Genomic DNA, 18,745 nt, shown 5'->3' with positions numbered 1-18,745 from the left:
GGTGTTTGTAGTGGCTGAGGTTTGAGTGTTGGTAACGTTCTCACGCGACGCGCAATTGGTTGTTTGAGTTTGTTGGTTAATGCTGTGGTGTCAACTGGTGTTTGTAGTGGCTGAGGTTCGGGTGTGGGTACTGTCCTCACGCGACGCGCAACGGTTGATTGTCTGAGTTTGTTGGTTAATGCTGTGGTGTCAACTGGTGTTTGTAGTGGCTGAGGTTCGGGTGTGGGTACTGTCCTCACGCGACGCGCAACGGTTGATTGTCTAAGTTTGTTGGTTAATGCTGTGGTATCGGGAGGAGTTTTGAGAGGCTGCTGTTCGGGCATTGGTGGTACAACAGATGGAGTTTCCTCTATTTGTGGAAGTTGGGGTTCTGGGGAAGTATTGGCGGGAACTTCCTTTCGCTCGATTTTAGGTTCTGTTGGTTGCGTGACAGGAGGTGTTCCCGTTTTTAATGGTTGAGATTGTGTTTGTTGGGATGATGAATTTGGCGATGTAGCTGGTTGTTGAATTGGTTGTTGTGATGGCGATACTGTTGCTGGTTTTGATTCAGATAAGGTTTGAGGGCGAACACCAGGAGTTTTGGATTCTGCTGGTGATGGCGACTTTGTAACAGAAATTGAGCTTTTCTGTTTAACTTTGCCACCGTTAACAGAATCTCTAGCGGCTCGTTTTGATGTTTCTGGAGGTGTCTTTGCTGGTTCGGAAGGAACTTCAAGAAATTCTATTGGAATGGGTCGGGAACGTTCTTTTTCTCGACTGGGCTTAGAAACTTGCAACCAATAATTGACGCCAAATAATAGGATGGCGTGTAGGAGGATGGAAGTAACTAGATAAAAGAGCAAATCTTGAGAAAGGCGATCGCTCTGTTCTGTCTTTTTTGGCTGTAATGTATAAGACTTAACCATAATGAGCTAGCCTCCTACTTTCTTAACAGCAGTATCAAAATTCAATTTAACATTTTAAGTTTTGGTATGTCCTAAATTATATGTAAATGGTGTTTTTCCTCCTTAACATCAAAAAATTGACAAATGACCAATCCTGTTGTCTTTCATATTCTTGCGAAAAATGTTCTTATCTTGCTAAAAGTGAGTGATACCATCACCAAATGATTGCTGCATACGATCCCCCCAACCCCCCTTATTAAGGGGGGCTAGGGGGGAGCGCTTTTGTCTCAAAGATTTAAGGAATTGGTATGACTTAGAATTTTTCCACAATAGGTTGCAAATTTAGTTATAATGTCTGTGCATTTGCATCCTTGCAAAAGCTAAAACCGGAATAATAGAGGATGGTAAATTGTTTGTTCTACAAGTTAGCAGAGCAGTTCGAATTCGCACGGGCGAAGAAAATGAGGTAGCTTTGACGCTCTCTGAATCTGTAACGCTAAGCAATCCATTCAAAAACTAATGATTAAATCCTTATTGCTTTTTCTGCTGGGTGGACTATGTGAAATTGGTGGCGGCTATTTATTCTGGCTGTGGCTGCGCGAAGGAAAAAGCCCGACTTTAGGCATCTTTGGAATAATTATTCTGACGATTTATGGTATCTTGCCAACGCTACAACCTGTCAGTTTTGGACGTGCCTATGCTGCCTATGGTGGCGTTTTCATTGTACTGTCGATTCTATGGGGTTGGATAGTCGATGGCGTTGCTCCCGATCGATACGATTGGTTGGGAGGATGGATCGCGCTTCTAGGTGTCTTAGTTATCATGTACGCGCCTCGACACTAGAAATCAAACTTGAGAGATAAACTTCTCTACTGCAAGTCTTGCTGCGATCGCCTCTATTTCGACAATCGATTTTTTGTCAAAACTCGCGTTATATCAGGTTTTTTCTGAAAAAAGTTGATAAAATCGTAGTTAAAAATACAGAAAACGGTCTACGTGCAGAAAATAGTTCGCTTAACTCAAGGTAATGATAATTCACCTGTTGAAGCTTGTGTTGTCCCACTAGGAACTAAACATACAGAAGAATTTTATGAGAATCAAGGTATGTTTGATTTAGGTCCGGATGAAGACTATGATAATTTGATTTATTTTGAATTTGGTTTGTAGCGATAAGGAATATACTTAAAAAGTAAAAGTATGAGCGAGCAAGATAAAAATTACAACAATTTTGTAGATTCAGATCCAATTGATTTGCTATTTGACGATCGGTGGCTACAACAAGCTGCTGCTACTGAATCTGAATTAGACAATATTAGTGTGGGCTTAGATTGGGGTAATGCTCAAATTGAATTAATGCTAAACCCTACCCTATTAGGTCGTTTAACTACATTCCGTATATCGCTTAATCGAGAAGTTAGGTTAATGATTGAAGCATGGACTTTAGGTGTTGGCACTAAGGCAGCTTGCCAAACTGCTAGAAATTGTATTAAAGAACGATTACTACATTTAAATCCTGAAACTACTGCCCATATTCAAGCTGTGTTACAACAAGATGATTTATACGGGGAAGAATTTATTTCTAATTCCCAAGTGTTGCAGTCCTTGCTTAAAGTTTTATTTGTTAATTCCGATTGGGAAACAACCGCTGCTACAGCTGCAAAATCGGTACGCGAACAAGTTATATATCAAGTTAATTTTTTAGCACAAATTTCAGCATAGGTAACACTGAGAGATAATAACATCTATCACCAGATTTTTGCCATACGTAAGACGAATCCTGGTAGCACTGCTTCGCCGCTCACTGTTTCGGGATTATCCAAGATTTCAGGTTCTCGATTGGGGCGATAGATGTAGACTTTACGGTTTTTGCGATCGATTAACCATCCTAATGATGCACCATTGTCAATATATTCCTGCATTTTGGATTGCAATTCATTGAGAGAATCGCTCTTAGAACGTAACTCGAGCGTGAAATCTGGACAAATCGGAGCAAATGAAGCTTTTTGTTCCTCACTGAGGGCATTCCATCGCTCTAGTTTAATCCACGAGGCATCAGGGGAGCGAGTTGCGCCATTGGGCAGGGTAAAGCCTGCACTGGAGTCAAAAGACTCGCCTGTTCCATCTTGTTCTGCCCAGTTCCCCAGTTGTACAGCAATCTTGAAGTTGCGGTTGCCTGTATCTGAAAAGGCTGGTGGCATAACGATCGCTTCCCCGGTGACAGTACGCTCAATTCTTAAATCGCGATTGGCTTGACAGAATTCGTAGAACTGTTCAACGGTCATTGATTTGATAGAAGGAAGATTAACCTTTAAGGGGACGCTTTGGGTTTGAATTAATAGCGTCATCATTCTTTGTCCCTCGTTTTGTTATTCGTTATGCAAGTATATGCGGTTCTTAAGTCCAATCGGGATCGTGCATTAAGCATACAGAATTAGTATAACCAATTTCAAGTTCAATTGGTTTATAAGCAAGTGCAATACTTAAACACAACAAGGATTAATATTGCAAATCCTGCCCCTGCATAAAACACGCTATTAATACCTCCGATACCAAAAGCTACGAGCATCAGTAGTGGTCCGAGGGTTTGCCCCAATCCAAAAAATGTGCCGTTGACAGATAAAATTGTAGCTAAATATTGTTTTGGTGCAACTTCAGTTAAACGAGTTTGTATACTAGGAGCACCAATCCCTAAGCCAATGCCAAAAATTGTTGTAGGAATTAGGAGCAACCAAAGATTTGTTACCAGAGGAACAGTCAACATTGCTAAAGCATATAAAATGAAAGATGCTCTAATTAAGGTTGTAGAATGATATTTTCTTGACAACCTTCCTAATTGCGATGATGTAATTGTAATGGCAACGGAAACGCTCGATAATAATAATCCAATTGTTGCTGCAGGCGCTTTAAACGTTTGACTAATCAGTTGAGGTAGATAAGTTATGTACGCTCCGTAGAGAAGAATAAAGTTAGCAGCACTACCAATAAATAATCCAGCCAATTTTCTATTTTTTAAAGCTTGTAGAGCATTTTTCAAATACTCTTTTAGGTTTCTTTCTCCTTGAGGCTCTGGATTTTTTAAGACAAATAAGACCAGTAACCCAATTGGAATTGCGACTATGGGCAATAAAAAGGGGTAGTACCAACCAAAAGTTGCTAGCAAACCACCGACCGTCGGATAACAGGCTGTACCAATACTAGTGACGCTAGCATTGTAACCCATTGCTGTTGTGCGTCTGCCTGCTGCGTATAGATCGCCAATTAAGGTAATACTGAGAGACATTAAAGAAGCAGCGCCTATTCCTTGCAGGAATCTTAGGAAAAGCAAAAGGTTAAAATCGCGAGCTAACGCACAAGCCGTACCTGCAAGACCAAATAAAAACAGAGAAGGAACAATGATTTTTTTCCTCCCCATGCGATCGGCTAGAACACCAATAAAAGGACCTAGAATAACAGTAGGAAATGTAAATGCCGTGACTAATAATCCCAGATTTTTGGGTTCAACGTTTAAGGCTAGGGCTAGTTTAGGAAAAGCCGGGGTGATGCTAGCAACTCCAAGTACTGCTATGAGAGAAACTGCACAAACAATTTGAAAATTTGTGTCTAAGAAAAATGGTTTGGGTGATTCTGGTTGGCTGTCTAGGCTGGCTGGTTGCATGAATTTGTTTTCTCAAATCTAAAGAGCTTTAGTAGTGGACTGGGTCAGACTCTTTTAAATCGTATAATATGTGTGGGCAAGAGGCTCATATCATAGGAGCTACTTAGATACAGTATGGAAGTTAAATTGTCAACAGCTTCTCAGCGAACTACTTTAAAAATGGCAATAGAAGGGGCAAGAATTTTACTCTTGCCCCTTCTATTGCCCATCTTTAGTTACGGGTTTCATAAGGAACTCGACCATCTTCTGAAGCCGCTTCTAACTGTAGTGAAGGACGGCGTGGCATAAAGCGATCGCGAATGTTGCCAATTACGATATAAAGGATTGGCACAATAAACAAACTTAAGAAAGTTGAGACTAATGTTCCACCAACGATCGCTGTACCGAGCGAGCGCCTACTAGCCGCCCCCGCACCTTCTGGAAATAGCAATGGCCAAACACCCAAAATAAAAGCAAACGTTGTCATGAGAATAGGTCGCAAACGTTGTTCTGATGCTCTTATCGCTGCTTTAGTCACTGAATATCCTTCAGAGCGTAGTTGGTTAGCAAACTCCACAATCAAAATGGCGTTCTTACTTGCTAAACCAATTAACATTACTAAACCTACTTGGCAGTATATATCATTAGGCAAACCTCGTAGGGACTGTGCTGCTAGCGCTCCTAAAACAGCTAGAGGAACTGAGAGCATGATAATCAACGGATCGATGTAGTTCTCGTACTGAGCAGCTAGTACTAAGAAGACAAAGACCAACCCCAAACCAAAAATGAGCGGTGCTTGACCTCCAGATTGTAACTCTTCTAGAGCACTTCCCGACCATTCGTAACCAAAACCTGCTGGTAAAATTTGTTTTGCCAGTCCTTCCATTGCTTGAATAGCCTGTCCGGAACTGAAACCGGGTGCTGCAGCACCGTTAATTGCTATCGAGCGGAATAAGTTGTAATGGTTAATGGTTTGTGCTCCAGTTGCAGAAGTTATTTTCACTAAATTACTGAGAGGAACCATTTGGTCGTTGGTAGAACGGACATACAAACGACCAATATCTTGTGGGTTGGATCGAAATTGAGCATCTGCTTGGACGTAAACTCGGTATGTGCGCTGAAGATAGTTGAAATCGTTGACGTAGCGCGAACCTAAATAACTTTGTAGAGTGTTAAAGATTTCATCAACATCGACTTGTAGAGCTTTAGCTTTACTGCGGTCTACTTCAATCAAAAGTTGAGGCGTATCTGCTGCAAAGGTACTAAAGACAGCCTGTAACCCTGGAGTTTGATTTCCTCGACCGAGTAACTGACCCATGACTTGTACCATAGTATCCAAGCCACTGGTGCCTTTTCTGTCTTGTAGTTGGAATTCAAACCCACTGAAGTTACCCAGACCTTGGATAGCAGGTGGGTTAACTGGTAATACCCTCGCTTCTGTAATTGTGGATAGCTTTCCAAATAAATTACCAATAATTCCTTGTGCTGACTGACCTGGTTGAGTCCGCTCATCCCAAGGTTTCAGAGTTGTAAAAATCACACCATTGTTGACAGTGCTACCAGTAAAACCAAAACCACCTATGGCAAAAGTACCTACAACTTCTGGTAGTTTGAGAATTTCCTCTTCTACCTGACGCATCACTTTGCTCGTGTAATTTAGCGAAACTCCTTGTGGCCCTTGGATAATAGTAATAAAATATCCTTGGTCTTCTTCAGGAATAAACGCTGTAGGTACGCGAGTATAAAGCCATCCTGTAAACCCCAAAGACAGAACAAATAGCAGTAAAACGATCGCTTTTAGGTAGACAAGGCGCTTGAGTACCCAAGCATATCCTCTTGTCGTAGCATCAAGAAATCTGTTAATTATACCAAAGAACCAGCCAAAAATACCACCCTGTCTTTGTTGGGGACGTAATAACAAACCAGCTAAAGAAGGAGTGAGGGTAATGGCAAGGAAGGTAGATATTGCGATCGAAAAGGCTATTGTTAAAGCAAATTGTTTGTAAATTTGACCTGTTGAACCAGGGAAGAACGCGACTGGCACAAACACAGCCATCAATACTAGAGAAGTGGCGATTACTGCTCCAAAGAGTTCGTGCATTGCCGATGATGCAGCTTGGCGTGGCGACATCTCTTCTTCTTGAATGAGACGGGCAATATCTTCTACTACAACGATCGCATCATCGACTACCATACCTGTTGCCAGGGTTAAACCAAATAGGGTCAAGGTATTGATGGAGAAATTAAAAACTTTAATAAAGGCAAAGGTACCAATCAATGCTAGAGGAATGGTAATAATCGGAATGATCGTGGTTCGCCAATCTTGTAAGAAAAGAAAAATGACTAAGACAACGAGGATAACTGCTTCAAACAATGTCTTGACAACTTCTGCTAGTGATTCTTCCACAAATGATGTCGTATCAAATGCAACTTGATATGTCATTCCTGGTGGAAAATCCAGAGCCAGTCGAGCCATTTCTGCTTTGACAGCCTTGGCAACAGTCAAAGCGTTGCTGCCTGGAATTGGAAATATCCCAATCCCAACACCTTCTTGACCTCTAAATCGGAGGAATGTGTTGTAGTTCTCTGCTCCTAATTCGGCCCGACCTACGTCTTTGAGCTTAACAAGCGTACCATCCTGACCGGATTTAATCACCATGTCCTCAAATTCGGATGGTTCCTTGAATCGGCTCAGCGCCTGTAGGTCTACCTGATACATTTGGCTTTCTGGAGCAGGTTGCTGACCAATTTGTCCAGCACCTACCTGTATGTTTTGCTCGTTGAGAGCATCAACCACATCTTGGGCGGTGAGACTGCGACTTGCAAGGCGGTCGGGGTCTAACCACAGACGCATTGCATAACGGCGTTCCCCAAAAATTCGAGCTTCACTCACACCGTTAATTCTTTGTAGGGCATCTACTAGGTAGAGGTCAGCGTAGTTGCTTAAGAAAACGTTATTATACTCGTTCTTTTTGCTGTACAGTCCGATCGCTAACAAGATATTGTTGGATTGTTTGCTAACGCTGACCCCAGTTCGCTGTACTGCCTCTGGTAACTGAGGTTCAGCCAGCGACACCCGATTTTGTACGTCAACTGCTGCAATATCTTTATTACGTGATGCATCAAATGTAACTGTGATTGTACTGTTGCCAGTACTATTACTGTTAGAGGTCATGTATTTCATGCCCTCAACACCGTTAATTTCCCTTTCTAAAAGAGTTGTTACGGTATTTTCTACAACGTCAGCATTAGCACCGACATAGTTGGCGGAAACGTTTATTTGAACTGGGCTAATTTCTGGATACTGCGCGGTGGGTAGAGTGGGAATACTAATTGCTCCCACCAATAAGATAAGGACAGCGCAAACGCTGGTAAATACAGGTCGCTTGATAAAGAAGTCAACGAACATAAAGTATTGGGGATTGGCGATTGGGTATTGGTTCGCCAGTCCCCAATCCCCAGTCCCTAATATCAAGATTCAGGAATAATGGGTGCTCCATCTCTCAGATTGAGTAGCCCTGAGACAATGATTCTGTCTCCTGGCTGTAATCCTTCAAGAACTTGGTAATTATTACCTTTGATATTGCCCAGCTTCACTCGCTTTTGCCGAGCTACAAGTTGAAATCCTCCTCCTTGAGCGGGTTGAGGAGATGGGGATGGTGACGGTGATGGCGATGGTGGTGGTGTTTGAGCTACATAGACAAAGGTTTCTCCTGCGACTCGAGTGACTGCTGTTGTTGGTACTAAAACTCCAGGGCGCTGGTTCCAGATAACTCTGACGCGGGCAAATTGGTCTGCCCTCAGTTGATTTCTCGTGTTGTCGTAAAGGGCTTTAATAAGGACTGCCTGGGTATTGTTGTTCGCACTTGGTGAAATGAAAAATACCCGACTCATTCCTAAACTTTTGCCTTGTGCGTCCATGACCTCTATGGGGGTTCCTTTACGCAATTGCGGTCCCCGCTCAATTGGTACATAAACGTTTAATTCTAAAGGTTGGTTTTGAGTAATTGTTGCTAGTTGTGTAGATGTATTGACAAAATCACCTACTTTGACAGGTATATCTCCAACTGTTCCAGGAAAAGGAGCAGCGATCTTGTAGTACTGAAGTTGAACTTGCTGTTGATTGATATTTGCTTGAGCTTGCTGTAAAGATTTTTCTGATTGAATAATGCTAGCTTCTTGTGCTTTGATCCTCGCTTCCGTAGCACGGAGTTTTGCCTGTGCTGTTTCTAACCTGTTTGCATACTGATCTCGTACTTGTCGAGATTCTGCTCCTTCTGCAGCTAAGCTAGCATAGCGATCGTATTCTCGCTGGTTCAATTTCACATCAGATTGGTTTGATAAACTCTCTGCTTGTAGGGATTGAAGAGTTGCACGCGCATTTTCCAATTGCGATCGCGCCACCCCTGCTGATGCTGCCACACTATTCACTGATGCCTGTTGTTCTCTAGCATCGACTTGGATAATTGGGTCTCCTGCTGCTACTGTATCTCCCGACCTAACAAATATTTGAGCGACTTGCCCCTGAATTCTTGGTTGAAGATTCACCGACCGACGCGATTCCAAATTAGCAACGAATTCCGAACTATCTTCTATTATACCTGTTTGCACCGTAGATATCTTAACTCTTACCCCAGGTGGCTGAGCGCTAGCAGGTGAAGGTTGTGGTTGTACGGGAGCAAGGAAACGCCAAAGTGCATAGCCGCCCCCTAATAGTACGGTTAGGGCTATCAACAACCAAAGCCACCGGCGCTGTTTACGGGGTGGCTCTTCTGAGGTTCGCTCTGGAAGATTGTCTTCAAAATGAGTTTGAGGCTCAGGGAAATTCATGACTTACAGACACCTAAGGAGAAACTAACTGGAAGCTAGTAGGATTTTTATCCTAATCTAAAAAATTATGACTTTTGGATGATATTATATGAGTAAATTATGATATTTCTACCTCCCCAAATATACTTGCTTCTCTCCAGTTCTCTTATCTATCCAAAGAATAATGATACTGCTAGCTTACCTAAAAAGTTAGCCTATTGTCTTTTCAGTTCTTGCGGAAGATATTCTAATCTTGCTATACTCCCTACTTCCTACCCTCTATCCCCTAATAATCTAACAATCAATGCTGTCCAACCAGTTTGATGGCTTGCACCCAAACCACAACCCTTATCACCACAAAAGTACTCGTGAAAAAGAATGAGGTTTCGCCAGGAAGGATCTACAGAAAAATATTGATTTTTCCCTTGCCAAGGACAATATCCTCGCGGATCGGGAAGGAAAATACTGGTTAAGCGCCGAGAAATTTCTCGTGCTACTTGTCCCAAATTCATCTTTTGTCCGGAACCAGTGGGGCATTCAACTAATAAATCATCGCCATAAAATTGGTAGTAACGGTCTAGAGCTTCCACAAGTAGATAATTAAGGGGAAACCAAATTGGTCCGCGCCAATTAGAGTTACCACCAAATAAGCTACTATTTGATTCTCCAGGAAGATACTCAACACGGTACTCTCGATCGTCGATAGGAAAAACGTAAGGATGTTCGAGATGAAAGCGGGATAGGGAGCGGATACCGTAGGGAGAGAGAAATTCGTTTTCATCAAGCAAATATTGTAGCACTTGTTGCAAACGTTCTCTTGTAGAAATTGCTAGCAGAAGATGATTAGTTGCTTTTGCTTTCTTCATGCAGGAGATATACTCAGTAATACTTTGGCGGTTTTCCAAAAACCAGTGCATTCGTTTCTTAAACCCTGGTAAATTTTGAATAACCTGAAAATCCAAAGTTTCTACGGCCAGTAAGATAACAATTCCTACAAGAGAGCGTACTTTCAAAGGCATATATTTGCCATCTACTGCTAACCAATCATAATAAAAGCTATCTTCTTCATCCCAAAGCCCAGTTCCGCCGATAGTATTAGTTGCCTCAGCGATCGCCATGAAATGTTCAAAAAATTTAGAAGCAATATCTTCATAGGCTGGGTCTTCATCGGCTAGTTCTAATGCCATTGCTAGCATAGTCACGCAGTAAAATGCCATCCAAGCAGTACCATCTGCTTGCTGAAGGTCGCCTCCAGTAGGCAAAGGTTTGGAACGGTCAAAAACACCTACATTGTCCATTCCCAAAAAACCACCCGCAAAGATGTTTTTTCCTGCAACGTCTTTACGATTCACCCACCAAGTAAAATTTAGTAACAGTTTTTGAAAGACACGAGCGAGAAACACTCTGTCCCTAGTCCCATTTGCAGCCGTTATTTTATAGAGGTGCCAACAAGCCCAAGGGATAACAGGTGGATTTGTGTCGGAAAAGTCAAACTCGTAAGCTGGTAGTTGTCCATTGGGATGCATATACCACTCACGTAAAAATAAAATCAGCTGCTGCTTGGCAAAATCTGGGTCGAGTTTGGCAAAAGCAACGAGGTGGAAAGCAACATCCCAAGTTCCATACCAGGGATACTCCCATTTATCAGGCATGGAAATCACATCGCGGTTGTAAAGGTGACTCCAATCAGTATTGCGAACCTCTCCATTTCTTTGAGGTGGTGGTTGTGAAGGATCTCCTTCAAGCCAGTCTTTAATACCGTAATGATAAAACTGTTTAGACCAAAGCAACCCGGCATAAGCTTGTCGCGTGACTAGGTTTTCATGTTCAGAAAGTTCATGTGAAACACGATTTTTGTAAAATTCTTCTGTTTCATAAATACGCTGTTGAAATATTTGCTCGAAGTTTTGCCCAAAAGGATTTTTTGGGGCTTCTTCTTCAGCAAACAAGCGTAATCTCACTGTTACTTCCCCTTGGGCTGGAACTTTCAAGCGATAGTTTACTGCTGCTTTGGTTCCAATCATCTTGGGATTAACAGCATCACTCTGCCCATGCACAATATATTCGTGAAAAGCATCTTTAACGTAGGGAGTGGAGTTTTCTACACCAAATAGTTTTTTTAAATTAGTCTCGTTTTCAGTAAATAGAAAATGGGGTGTATCCTGTCCTGGAAGTGGTTCGGCAATAAAAGAAAACTTACTTAATGTTTCATGGGAAAGCAAAAGCTGTCCGTCTTTTTTATATTCAATACAGGGTTTTGACCAGTAACTCTCACCCGTGCGACCCCAAGACCAACTGTTCTTAAACCAAATTGTGGGTAAAAGATGAAGTTCGGCGGTTTCTGAACCTCGATTAGCAACTGTAATTTTGATTAATATGTCGTTGGGAGAGGCTTTTGCATACTCTGCAAATACATCAAAGTATTTACCTTCCTCAAAAATTCCAGTATCAACGAGTTCAAACTCTCCTAGGTCTTTGCTTCGGTTGCGGTTCTCTTCTACTAGGCGTGTATAAGGAAACTCTGTCTGTGGATACTTGTACAATGCTTTTAAATAGGAGTGGGTTGGACTTGAGTCTAGATAAAAGTAATATTCTTTAACGTCTTCCCCATGGTTTCCTTCACTATTGGTTAAGCCAAAAAGACGCTCTTTGAGAATGGGGTCTTGTCCGTTCCAAAGTGCAAGAGCAAAACACAAACGCCCTTCGCGATCGCATATTCCCAAAAGCCCATCCTCTCCCCAGCGATAAGCTCGACTGTTTGCGTGGTCGTGGGGGAAGTAGTCCCAGGAAGATCCATCTGTTGAGTAGTCTTCACGCACAGTTCCCCACTGTCGTTCTGCTAAGTAGGGACCCCAGCGTTTCCAGTTTTTCTCGCGCCGCGCATCCTCCTCAAGGCGTAAAGACTCAGCATCAAGGTTGTCTTTCTGGCTCATGGGTAAATACCAGTTTATTAAAACCAAATGTAAACTTAGGTAAAGTGTGTCGAGAAAGAGGTATTAATAAATCCCTCTTAGGTAGCAAAAGTGAGTCTTAAAGCTTTCATTACACATAACCACCACCTGCCTGAAAGGTATGTCCTGTAATCCAACGGCATTTTTCACTAACAACGAAAGCAACCACATCAGCAATGTCTTCAGGTTGTCCCAAGCGATTGAAAGGCGATTGGGCAGCAGCGGCTTGTGGATCGTCGCCAGAGTGAGAGAACATTTCAGTTTCTGTTGGTCCGGGAGAAACAGTGTTGACGGTAATACCGCGATCGCCCAATTCCATTGCCAGCACTTTACCCATCAACTCAACTGCTGCTTTACTACCACAGTATAGGCTAAATCCGGGCATTGGACGCACCACTAAACCGCTAGAAATATTTACAATTCGTCCATTGTTGTTCAATCTTTGTGCCGCTTCCTTCATGCAGAAGAATGCACCCTTTGCGTTTAAGCCGAATACCTTATCAAAAGCAGCTTCGTCAATTTCGGAGATTGTTCCAACTGCTCCTGTGCCTGCTACGTTTACCACAATATCCAGTCCGCCATAGTGTTGTTGAGTTGTTTCAAATAGCTGGGTCACTTCATCGCCATTACTAAGGTTGGCATGAATTGCGATCGCATCGCTACCGTTGTTTTTTATTTTGCTGACAACTTCATTGGCAGAATCGGCGTGACCGCCATAGTGAACCACAACCTTCGCGCCTTCTTCTGCCAATCGTTCACAAATGGCAGACCCAATGCCACCCGAACCACCTGTCACGATCGCCACTTTGTTTGCTAATTCTTTCATGATTGCTTTCCTGGGTTACGAACAAATTTTGTTATGCAAAAAGTTCTGCTGTATCCGTGTAGAATCGAACGGAAGTGACAAATCCTGCTTCGTTGCGATCGGTGAACGCAACTGCCTTGAGTGTGACATCCTTGCCATCATTACGCTTGTAATGATTTAACGCTTCTAGAACAAAAGCTGAATCACTGCCGTAAATATTGAGTAAGTCGTGTTCTAAGCTAGCGAATGTTTTCCAGTAATCTGCAAGAAATTGGACGATCGCTGCTTTGCCTTGAACTGGAGGATTATTATTGGACTGCATCTGGCAATCCTCTGCTAAAAATCGGCTATAGGTTTCAACATCTCTAGTATCTATAGCCTCTAAATAGGTGAGATACCACTTGTAAGTCTCTTGTGAAAGCTGATTGATTCTGAGCTTATTGGTTCTCATCTACTACTTCCCTTTTATTGCTTAATTCTCGCTTGTTTCAGAATCATCACCATAAATATTTACCTCCTAATATTGTTAGGGATGTTCATTTAGCTGAATAATAGTGCCGCTCACCATACTGGCTTCATTAGAAGCTAACCAAGCAGTGTAGCGACCAACCTCATCCGCCTTAATCCATTCTGGATGTCCTTCTCCATCCCGCTCGCGAGTAACTATGTAACTATTGAGAATTACCTCATTAATTCGGACACCGCTACCTTTCATTTCCTCAACCAGCACTTGCGTCAGCATCACTTCTGCTGCGGCTGGAATACAAACTAGACCATAATTGGGTATTGCTTTCAGTGCCGCACCTCCACCAATCAAAGTATAGCTACTACCGCTTTCGAGCACGGGTAGAAACGTTTTTGCCGCAATGAAATGGGCGGTTAAATTGCTGTCCATCATTCGTCGCCAATCGTCTAACGATGTTTTGACAAGTGGAATATCTTCGTTCCAGCGACCGTTGAGGGAGGCAACAACAGCATCTAATTGCCCCACTTTACTAAGAATCTGCTGTCGCAGTTCTTCTGCGGGTTCTGTATCAGACATATCCCCCACAATCTCGATTAGACGTTCAGTGGCAGACCCTTCTAACCGATCTGTCAACTGTTGCAGGCGATCGTCACTTCGAGATGGCACAACCACCGTCGCCCCTTCATTTAAGAAAGCCCGCACAATCCCTTCTCCAACGCCACCCGTTCCACCTAAAATTAAAGCCGTTTTTCCGTCCAGTTTTCCCATATTTACTTTCCTATTTCCAATGAACGTATTCTCAATGACTCCTGTCTAACTCATGCGGATCGCTGGAGCTTAGGTGGTCATGTTAATCATCCAGCATTTCGTAAGACATAAAAACTCTCCTTGATTTTTGATTAGAATTAAGCGTTCGCAAATTGCTCTAACAATTCTTTTGAGGGTGCAACATTCCCTAGTGCAAGCAAATTCTTACCTCGTAACTCTGCAGCAACTCTGGCAACATTTGCACCGTGATGCCAGCCAGCCAGTTTCATCTCTTCTGTAATACCAATCGGTTCCATGCCTGGCCCTCCCGATCGCCCGTGTGGTCCCCAATGCATCCCCGCCACTTGAAAACCAGGTGTCGTTTTCGGCAGTGTTACCAGAATCATGCCACCTGCTGCAAATGCGCCCAATAGTCCAAGCTGTGCCAGTTCACAGCCTGCACCACAGTCGCCGTAGCCACCACCAACTGTAAATACACCGCCAACTTTACCCACCATTTCATCGGTTAACCAAAGCTGTTCGCACACATCTTCAATGAATTTCTTGATGCGAGAGTCAGCAGTTCGATGCCGCATGGGCGATCCCATAATTAGAGCGTCACAAGCCCGCACATCATCTTTTGTGGCTTCCTGCGCTTCCTTGAGGCTGACAATTGTTCCCTCGACCGATTGCGCTCCTGCTGCGATCGCAAGAGCCATTTGTTGAGTATTACCCGTCGATGTTGTGTAAACGATTAACACATTTGTCATTGTGTTACTCCTGATGCAGCAGTTTCGCTCGTTGATTTCGATACGTCAGCTAAAAACGTGAATAACCGATCGACAAGATCGTCTGGTCGTTCATCGGGAATGAAGTGTCCGCAGCGTTCGACAACACCACCGTACACATTGTCGGCAACGTTTTGAAGCATGGCTTTGACGCGATCGCCCATACTTTTCTCACCACCTAATGCCAATACAGGTATTTTAATTTTGTTTTGTAGCAATGGGTTTGTCTGCTGAATTGATTCAAACACAGCACGATACACACCCAATGCACCGCTGACTCCACCAGGTGTTGCAAATGTTCGCAAGTATTCCTCAACTGCATCGTTGATGGAATTGGGATCGTAGCAATAGGTGTTGTAGAAGTAGGTGAGAAACTCGCGTTCATGTCCGACGATTAATTGTTCTGGCAGATCTCGAGCAAGGGCAAATGTCCACCACCACAATCCGCCATTGTGCATTGTTTCAGGAGCAAACTTGAAAATCTGCTGGAGGGGTTCTTCAAGTAGTACAGGCTCGTCTAAATATGTCAGGCTTAAGACTTCGTTAGGGTATTCACTTGCATAAAGCAATGCAGGGGGTGCGCCCATATCGTGAGCTACAAGATGAATCTGGTGAAACCCAAGTTGTTGAATCAGTTGCCGAAAATCTTCTGCTAAAGTTCGCGCATCATAGCCTTGCTCTGGTTTGTCAGAATCCCCATAGCCCCGCATATCGGGTGCAATAACAGTGTACCGTTCTGCTAAGGCAGGCATCACCTTTCGCCAGCAATACCAGGTTTCTAGGAAGCCATGCCACAGCAGCACGGGTTCACCCTTACCGCCGATTGCGTAATTAATGGTGATGTCATTGGCGATTGCTGTATGATGACTAAATTTTTGGTCGAAGTTGGTATTTTGAGTCATTTCAAATATTCACTGGCTCTTGTAAACAGGAGAGATATCCATGTTCATGCGGAAATCATAAATTTTGTCGTTGCGGGAACGGAGGATACTGGCGCATGGTAGTGTCACCTGAGTTCCGTTTTTGCGGGTATATGTAACATCTGCTTCCCAAACAGCTGAATTACTGTCTTCACCCAGCCAGAGTCCAGTTTTTTCATGATGCATAGCTTGAATGGTGTCAAAGAATTGAGCGAGAGCATCGTGAATAGCTTGTTTGCCGATCGCGAGCGGTTGATTGCTGAACCGAAATTTACTATCGTCAGTGAAGTTAGCAACAATTGCATCTGCATCTAGCGTGTCTACCGTTTTAAAGTAATTATGTACCCATTGAGCATCCATTTGTGGCTAACTCCACTACTACCGATCTAAACTCTTTATATTTGTGATTTGAAAATTTAGCAGTCAACTCTTATTTATATTCAAATATACCTTGAGTTGAACGTACTTCTTTGCTTTACACAAACATTATTAAGGATTCAACTCAATGCAAAAATCATTCAAAAGGTAGAGTTATGTAATCATTTCATATCAATTTTAAGTAGCAATGATACCTTTAAGGTATTGATAATCCGGTCTTAATCATGGAGCTTCGGCAGCTACGCTATTTCCTAACAGTTGCAGAAGAGTTAAATTTTGGACGAGCAGCCAAACGGCTCAACATGGCGCAACCTCCGCTGACCCGTCAAATCCGTCAACTCGAGCAAGAGTTGGACGTACAGCTTTTTGAGCGCACGAGTCGGCGCGTGGAATTAACTGAGGTGGGCAATCTGTTTGTAGAAGAAGCCTATAGGATTTTAGAGCAGGTTGAACAGAGCCTTTATAGGGTAAAAAGGGCAAATCAAGGAGCGATTGGACAGCTAGTAGTTGCATTTGAAGGGTCTTCAGCGTATGATGTAATTCCCATGTCGTTGAAAGCCTATCGAGAACGCTTTTCTGACGTAGAGTTGGTTGTGCTGGGCATGACTACTAATGAGCAGATTGAAGCACTACACGAGGGTCAGATTCATGCAGGGTTTGTGGTGCCACCACTCCAAGGACAGGTTGAAGATTTAGGACTTGAAACCGTCATTCAAGCGCCTTTAGTCCTCGCTCTACCAGAGGCACATCCTTTAGCTGCAAAGGCTAAGGTCAAGGTGCGATCGCTTGCCAACGAAGCCTTCATCATTGGACAGCGCCATAGCGGTTGTGGGCTGTTCGACCAGGTAATTGCAGTATGTCGTAGTGCAGACTTCAGTCCCATTATTAAGCAGGAGGTCAATGAGATGCAGGTGCTGCTTGGGTTGGTAGCAGCAGGTTTCGGCATTGCAATCCTCCCAGAATCCGCGAAGCAGTTTCAGCGATTGGGGGTGATTTATCGAGAGTTGCAGCCTAGCTCACCACTTGTGGCATTGGCGATGGCATGGCAGAAGAGTAATTCATCACCCTTGGTGCAAGCTTTCCTGCAAATCGTTAGGGAGAATTCAGCATAAACCAGTACCAGAAATGACCAAAAATATCTTTGGAGAATTATTTGGCGTTCGCGAAGCGGCTCCTTTGGAGCATCGCGGATATATTTCTCAACAATTATTTGAACTTCTCTTTCAGCAAAATCTTCAACTTATTACAACAATTAAAAAAATCTGAAAAGGAGCGGCGTGAAATTGTGAAAAACTTACTTTTAGCGCGTTTTGGGAAGTTAGACTCGGAGTTAATGACAATTATTCAGCCAATATTGAATTTACCCGCAACTGAGTATGCTCTTTTGCTCTTGCAGTTTTCGAGCTTGTCACGCGAGGATTTATTGGCGCGGTTTGAATAGTTTGATTAAAGGAATTCCATAAATATAACCTCGGTAATGTTCTATATTTAGGTTCATTGCCGAGTTTTTGTAAATAATCGCTGGTATCATCAGTTGGCAAAAGCTAACAGAGTCTGGCGCAAATTCAATGACCAAAAACCCATTTGACCAATTTTCCAAGCAATATTTTGAAGAATTTTTATCGCCATTAGGTGAGGTGAGGATAAATTATGAAATCCCAGGGGAACCAAGGTTTGTGGATATTTGGTTTACGCCATCAACTGATGTCACAACTGCTGCACAAGCACTGGGTATCTTAGCAAGAATAGCAGCAACACCCTGTTTACTAGAACCGTTTCGCAAACAACCAACAGAAAGAGAAATTCGCAGTTGTATGGGAAAGTTAATTCATCTCGAAGCCGAACTACACCGTCAAGCCAATCGAGATGAACAAACAATTCCTACTGATGAACTCCCAAGATTGTGGATTATTGCGACAGCTTGTTCGGAAAAGTTGCTCAATAAATTGATGGCAACTGAGGATGAAACTTGGCTTCCCGGTATTTACTTTCCCTCAAAAGTGTTTTTAACTGGAATTATTGCCATTGATAAGTTACCCCAAACTCCAGAAACTCTCTGGTTAAGAATTTTAGGGAAAGGGCTGATTCAGCAACAAGCAATTACTGAAGTTATGGCTTTGCCAAAAGAAGACAACAGACGCTCTGCTATTGTCAAGCTGCTGGCAACTTGGAAAGTTAGTATAGAAGTAAGTGGCGAGATGGATGCTGAAGCAAGGGAACTAGTTATGAACTTATCACAAGCTTACTTAGAATGGGAACAAAAGACTGAGCTTCGAGGAGTAGAGCTCGGCAAGGAGATCGGGAAAGAGCAGGAGCGGCGTGAAATTGTGGAAAACTTACTTTTAGCGCGTTTTGGGAAGTTA

Annotated in this window: 19 protein-coding genes; 7 read left to right on the top strand and 12 right to left on the bottom strand. The window is 43.0% G+C overall.

What is annotated here, in order from left to right; translation table 11 throughout:
- Positions 1-905 (bottom strand): hypothetical protein (locus ACKTT2_RS04205; RefSeq protein ID WP_407884301.1); only part of this gene is annotated, 905 nt, incomplete at its 3' end.
- Positions 906-1,403: 498 nt separating this feature from the next.
- Here ACKTT2_RS04205 and ACKTT2_RS04200 point away from each other — a divergent pair.
- From ACKTT2_RS04200 to ACKTT2_RS04190, 3 genes are all read left to right on the top strand, one after another.
- Positions 1,404-1,727, top strand: coding sequence for a YnfA family protein (locus tag ACKTT2_RS04200; protein WP_407884299.1), 324 nt, complete (start codon positions 1,404-1,406; stop codon positions 1,725-1,727).
- 153 nt (positions 1,728-1,880) lie between these two features.
- On the top strand, positions 1,881-2,051 hold the full coding sequence (locus ACKTT2_RS04195; RefSeq protein WP_407884297.1) for a hypothetical protein: 171 nt from the start codon (positions 1,881-1,883) through the stop codon (positions 2,049-2,051).
- Between the two features lie 30 nt (positions 2,052-2,081).
- Positions 2,082-2,603, top strand: coding sequence for a hypothetical protein (locus ACKTT2_RS04190; protein ID WP_407884295.1), 522 nt, complete (start codon positions 2,082-2,084; stop codon positions 2,601-2,603).
- 26 nt (positions 2,604-2,629) lie between these two features.
- Here the strand turns inward: ACKTT2_RS04190 and ACKTT2_RS04185 are convergent, their stop codons facing one another.
- From ACKTT2_RS04185 to ACKTT2_RS04135, 11 genes are all read right to left on the bottom strand, one after another.
- Positions 2,630-3,232, bottom strand: coding sequence for a Uma2 family endonuclease (locus ACKTT2_RS04185; protein WP_407884293.1), 603 nt, complete (start codon positions 3,230-3,232; stop codon positions 2,630-2,632).
- Positions 3,233-3,345: 113 nt separating this feature from the next.
- Positions 3,346-4,539 carry an MFS transporter gene (locus ACKTT2_RS04180; RefSeq protein WP_407884291.1) on the bottom strand — a complete coding sequence of 398 codons (1,194 nt, stop codon included), beginning with the start codon at positions 4,537-4,539 and terminating at the stop codon, positions 3,346-3,348.
- A gap of 211 nt (positions 4,540-4,750) precedes the next feature.
- The gene (locus ACKTT2_RS04175) at positions 4,751-7,927 is read right to left on the bottom strand and encodes an efflux RND transporter permease subunit (protein WP_407884289.1); all 3,177 of its coding nucleotides are present in this window, start codon (positions 7,925-7,927) and stop codon (positions 4,751-4,753) included.
- A gap of 62 nt (positions 7,928-7,989) precedes the next feature.
- Positions 7,990-9,348, bottom strand: a complete 1,359-nt coding sequence (locus ACKTT2_RS04170; RefSeq protein ID WP_407884287.1) for an efflux RND transporter periplasmic adaptor subunit — start codon at positions 9,346-9,348, stop codon at positions 7,990-7,992.
- Between the two features lie 251 nt (positions 9,349-9,599).
- Positions 9,600-12,260, bottom strand: coding sequence for an MGH1-like glycoside hydrolase domain-containing protein (locus tag ACKTT2_RS04165; protein ID WP_407884284.1), 2,661 nt, complete (start codon positions 12,258-12,260; stop codon positions 9,600-9,602).
- Between the two features lie 109 nt (positions 12,261-12,369).
- A complete protein-coding gene (locus tag ACKTT2_RS04160) occupies positions 12,370-13,104 on the bottom strand; it encodes an SDR family oxidoreductase (protein ID WP_407884282.1) in 735 nt (244 codons plus the stop codon).
- A gap of 31 nt (positions 13,105-13,135) precedes the next feature.
- Positions 13,136-13,534 (bottom strand): nuclear transport factor 2 family protein, encoded by a 399-nt coding sequence (locus tag ACKTT2_RS04155; protein WP_407884280.1) that lies wholly within the window; start codon positions 13,532-13,534, stop codon positions 13,136-13,138.
- 75 nt (positions 13,535-13,609) lie between these two features.
- A complete protein-coding gene (locus ACKTT2_RS04150) occupies positions 13,610-14,317 on the bottom strand; it encodes an SDR family NAD(P)-dependent oxidoreductase (RefSeq protein ID WP_407884278.1) in 708 nt (235 codons plus the stop codon).
- Positions 14,318-14,454: 137 nt separating this feature from the next.
- Positions 14,455-15,066, bottom strand: coding sequence for a flavodoxin domain-containing protein (locus ACKTT2_RS04145; protein WP_407884275.1), 612 nt, complete (start codon positions 15,064-15,066; stop codon positions 14,455-14,457).
- Positions 15,063-15,986 carry an alpha/beta fold hydrolase gene (locus ACKTT2_RS04140; RefSeq protein WP_407884273.1) on the bottom strand — a complete coding sequence of 308 codons (924 nt, stop codon included), beginning with the start codon at positions 15,984-15,986 and terminating at the stop codon, positions 15,063-15,065. The genes ACKTT2_RS04145 and ACKTT2_RS04140 overlap by 4 nt, the downstream gene beginning before the upstream one ends.
- Before the next feature lie 9 nt (positions 15,987-15,995).
- Positions 15,996-16,364 (bottom strand): nuclear transport factor 2 family protein, encoded by a 369-nt coding sequence (locus ACKTT2_RS04135; protein ID WP_407884271.1) that lies wholly within the window; start codon positions 16,362-16,364, stop codon positions 15,996-15,998.
- A gap of 242 nt (positions 16,365-16,606) precedes the next feature.
- Here ACKTT2_RS04135 and ACKTT2_RS04130 point away from each other — a divergent pair, with 242 nt between their 5' ends.
- From ACKTT2_RS04130 to ACKTT2_RS04115, 4 genes are all read left to right on the top strand, one after another.
- Positions 16,607-17,494 carry a LysR family transcriptional regulator gene (locus tag ACKTT2_RS04130; RefSeq protein WP_407884269.1) on the top strand — a complete coding sequence of 296 codons (888 nt, stop codon included), beginning with the start codon at positions 16,607-16,609 and terminating at the stop codon, positions 17,492-17,494.
- A 13-nt stretch (positions 17,495-17,507) separates the two neighbouring features.
- Positions 17,508-17,648 carry a hypothetical protein gene (locus ACKTT2_RS04125; protein WP_407884267.1) on the top strand — a complete coding sequence of 47 codons (141 nt, stop codon included), beginning with the start codon at positions 17,508-17,510 and terminating at the stop codon, positions 17,646-17,648.
- A 19-nt stretch (positions 17,649-17,667) separates the two neighbouring features.
- Positions 17,668-17,823, top strand: coding sequence for a hypothetical protein (locus tag ACKTT2_RS04120; protein WP_407884265.1), 156 nt, complete (start codon positions 17,668-17,670; stop codon positions 17,821-17,823).
- A 127-nt stretch (positions 17,824-17,950) separates the two neighbouring features.
- Positions 17,951-18,745: RpnC/YadD family protein (locus ACKTT2_RS04115; protein WP_407884263.1), on the top strand; the 795-nt coding region annotated here is incomplete at its 3' end.

It is taken from the genome of Scytonema hankhaensis NUACC26, from assembly GCF_045865695.1.
GTDB lineage: Bacteria > Cyanobacteriota > Cyanobacteriia > Cyanobacteriales > Nostocaceae > Scytonema.
Note: the sequence above shows the minus strand (reverse complement) of the source record. Positions and strands in the feature narration are given on the sequence as shown.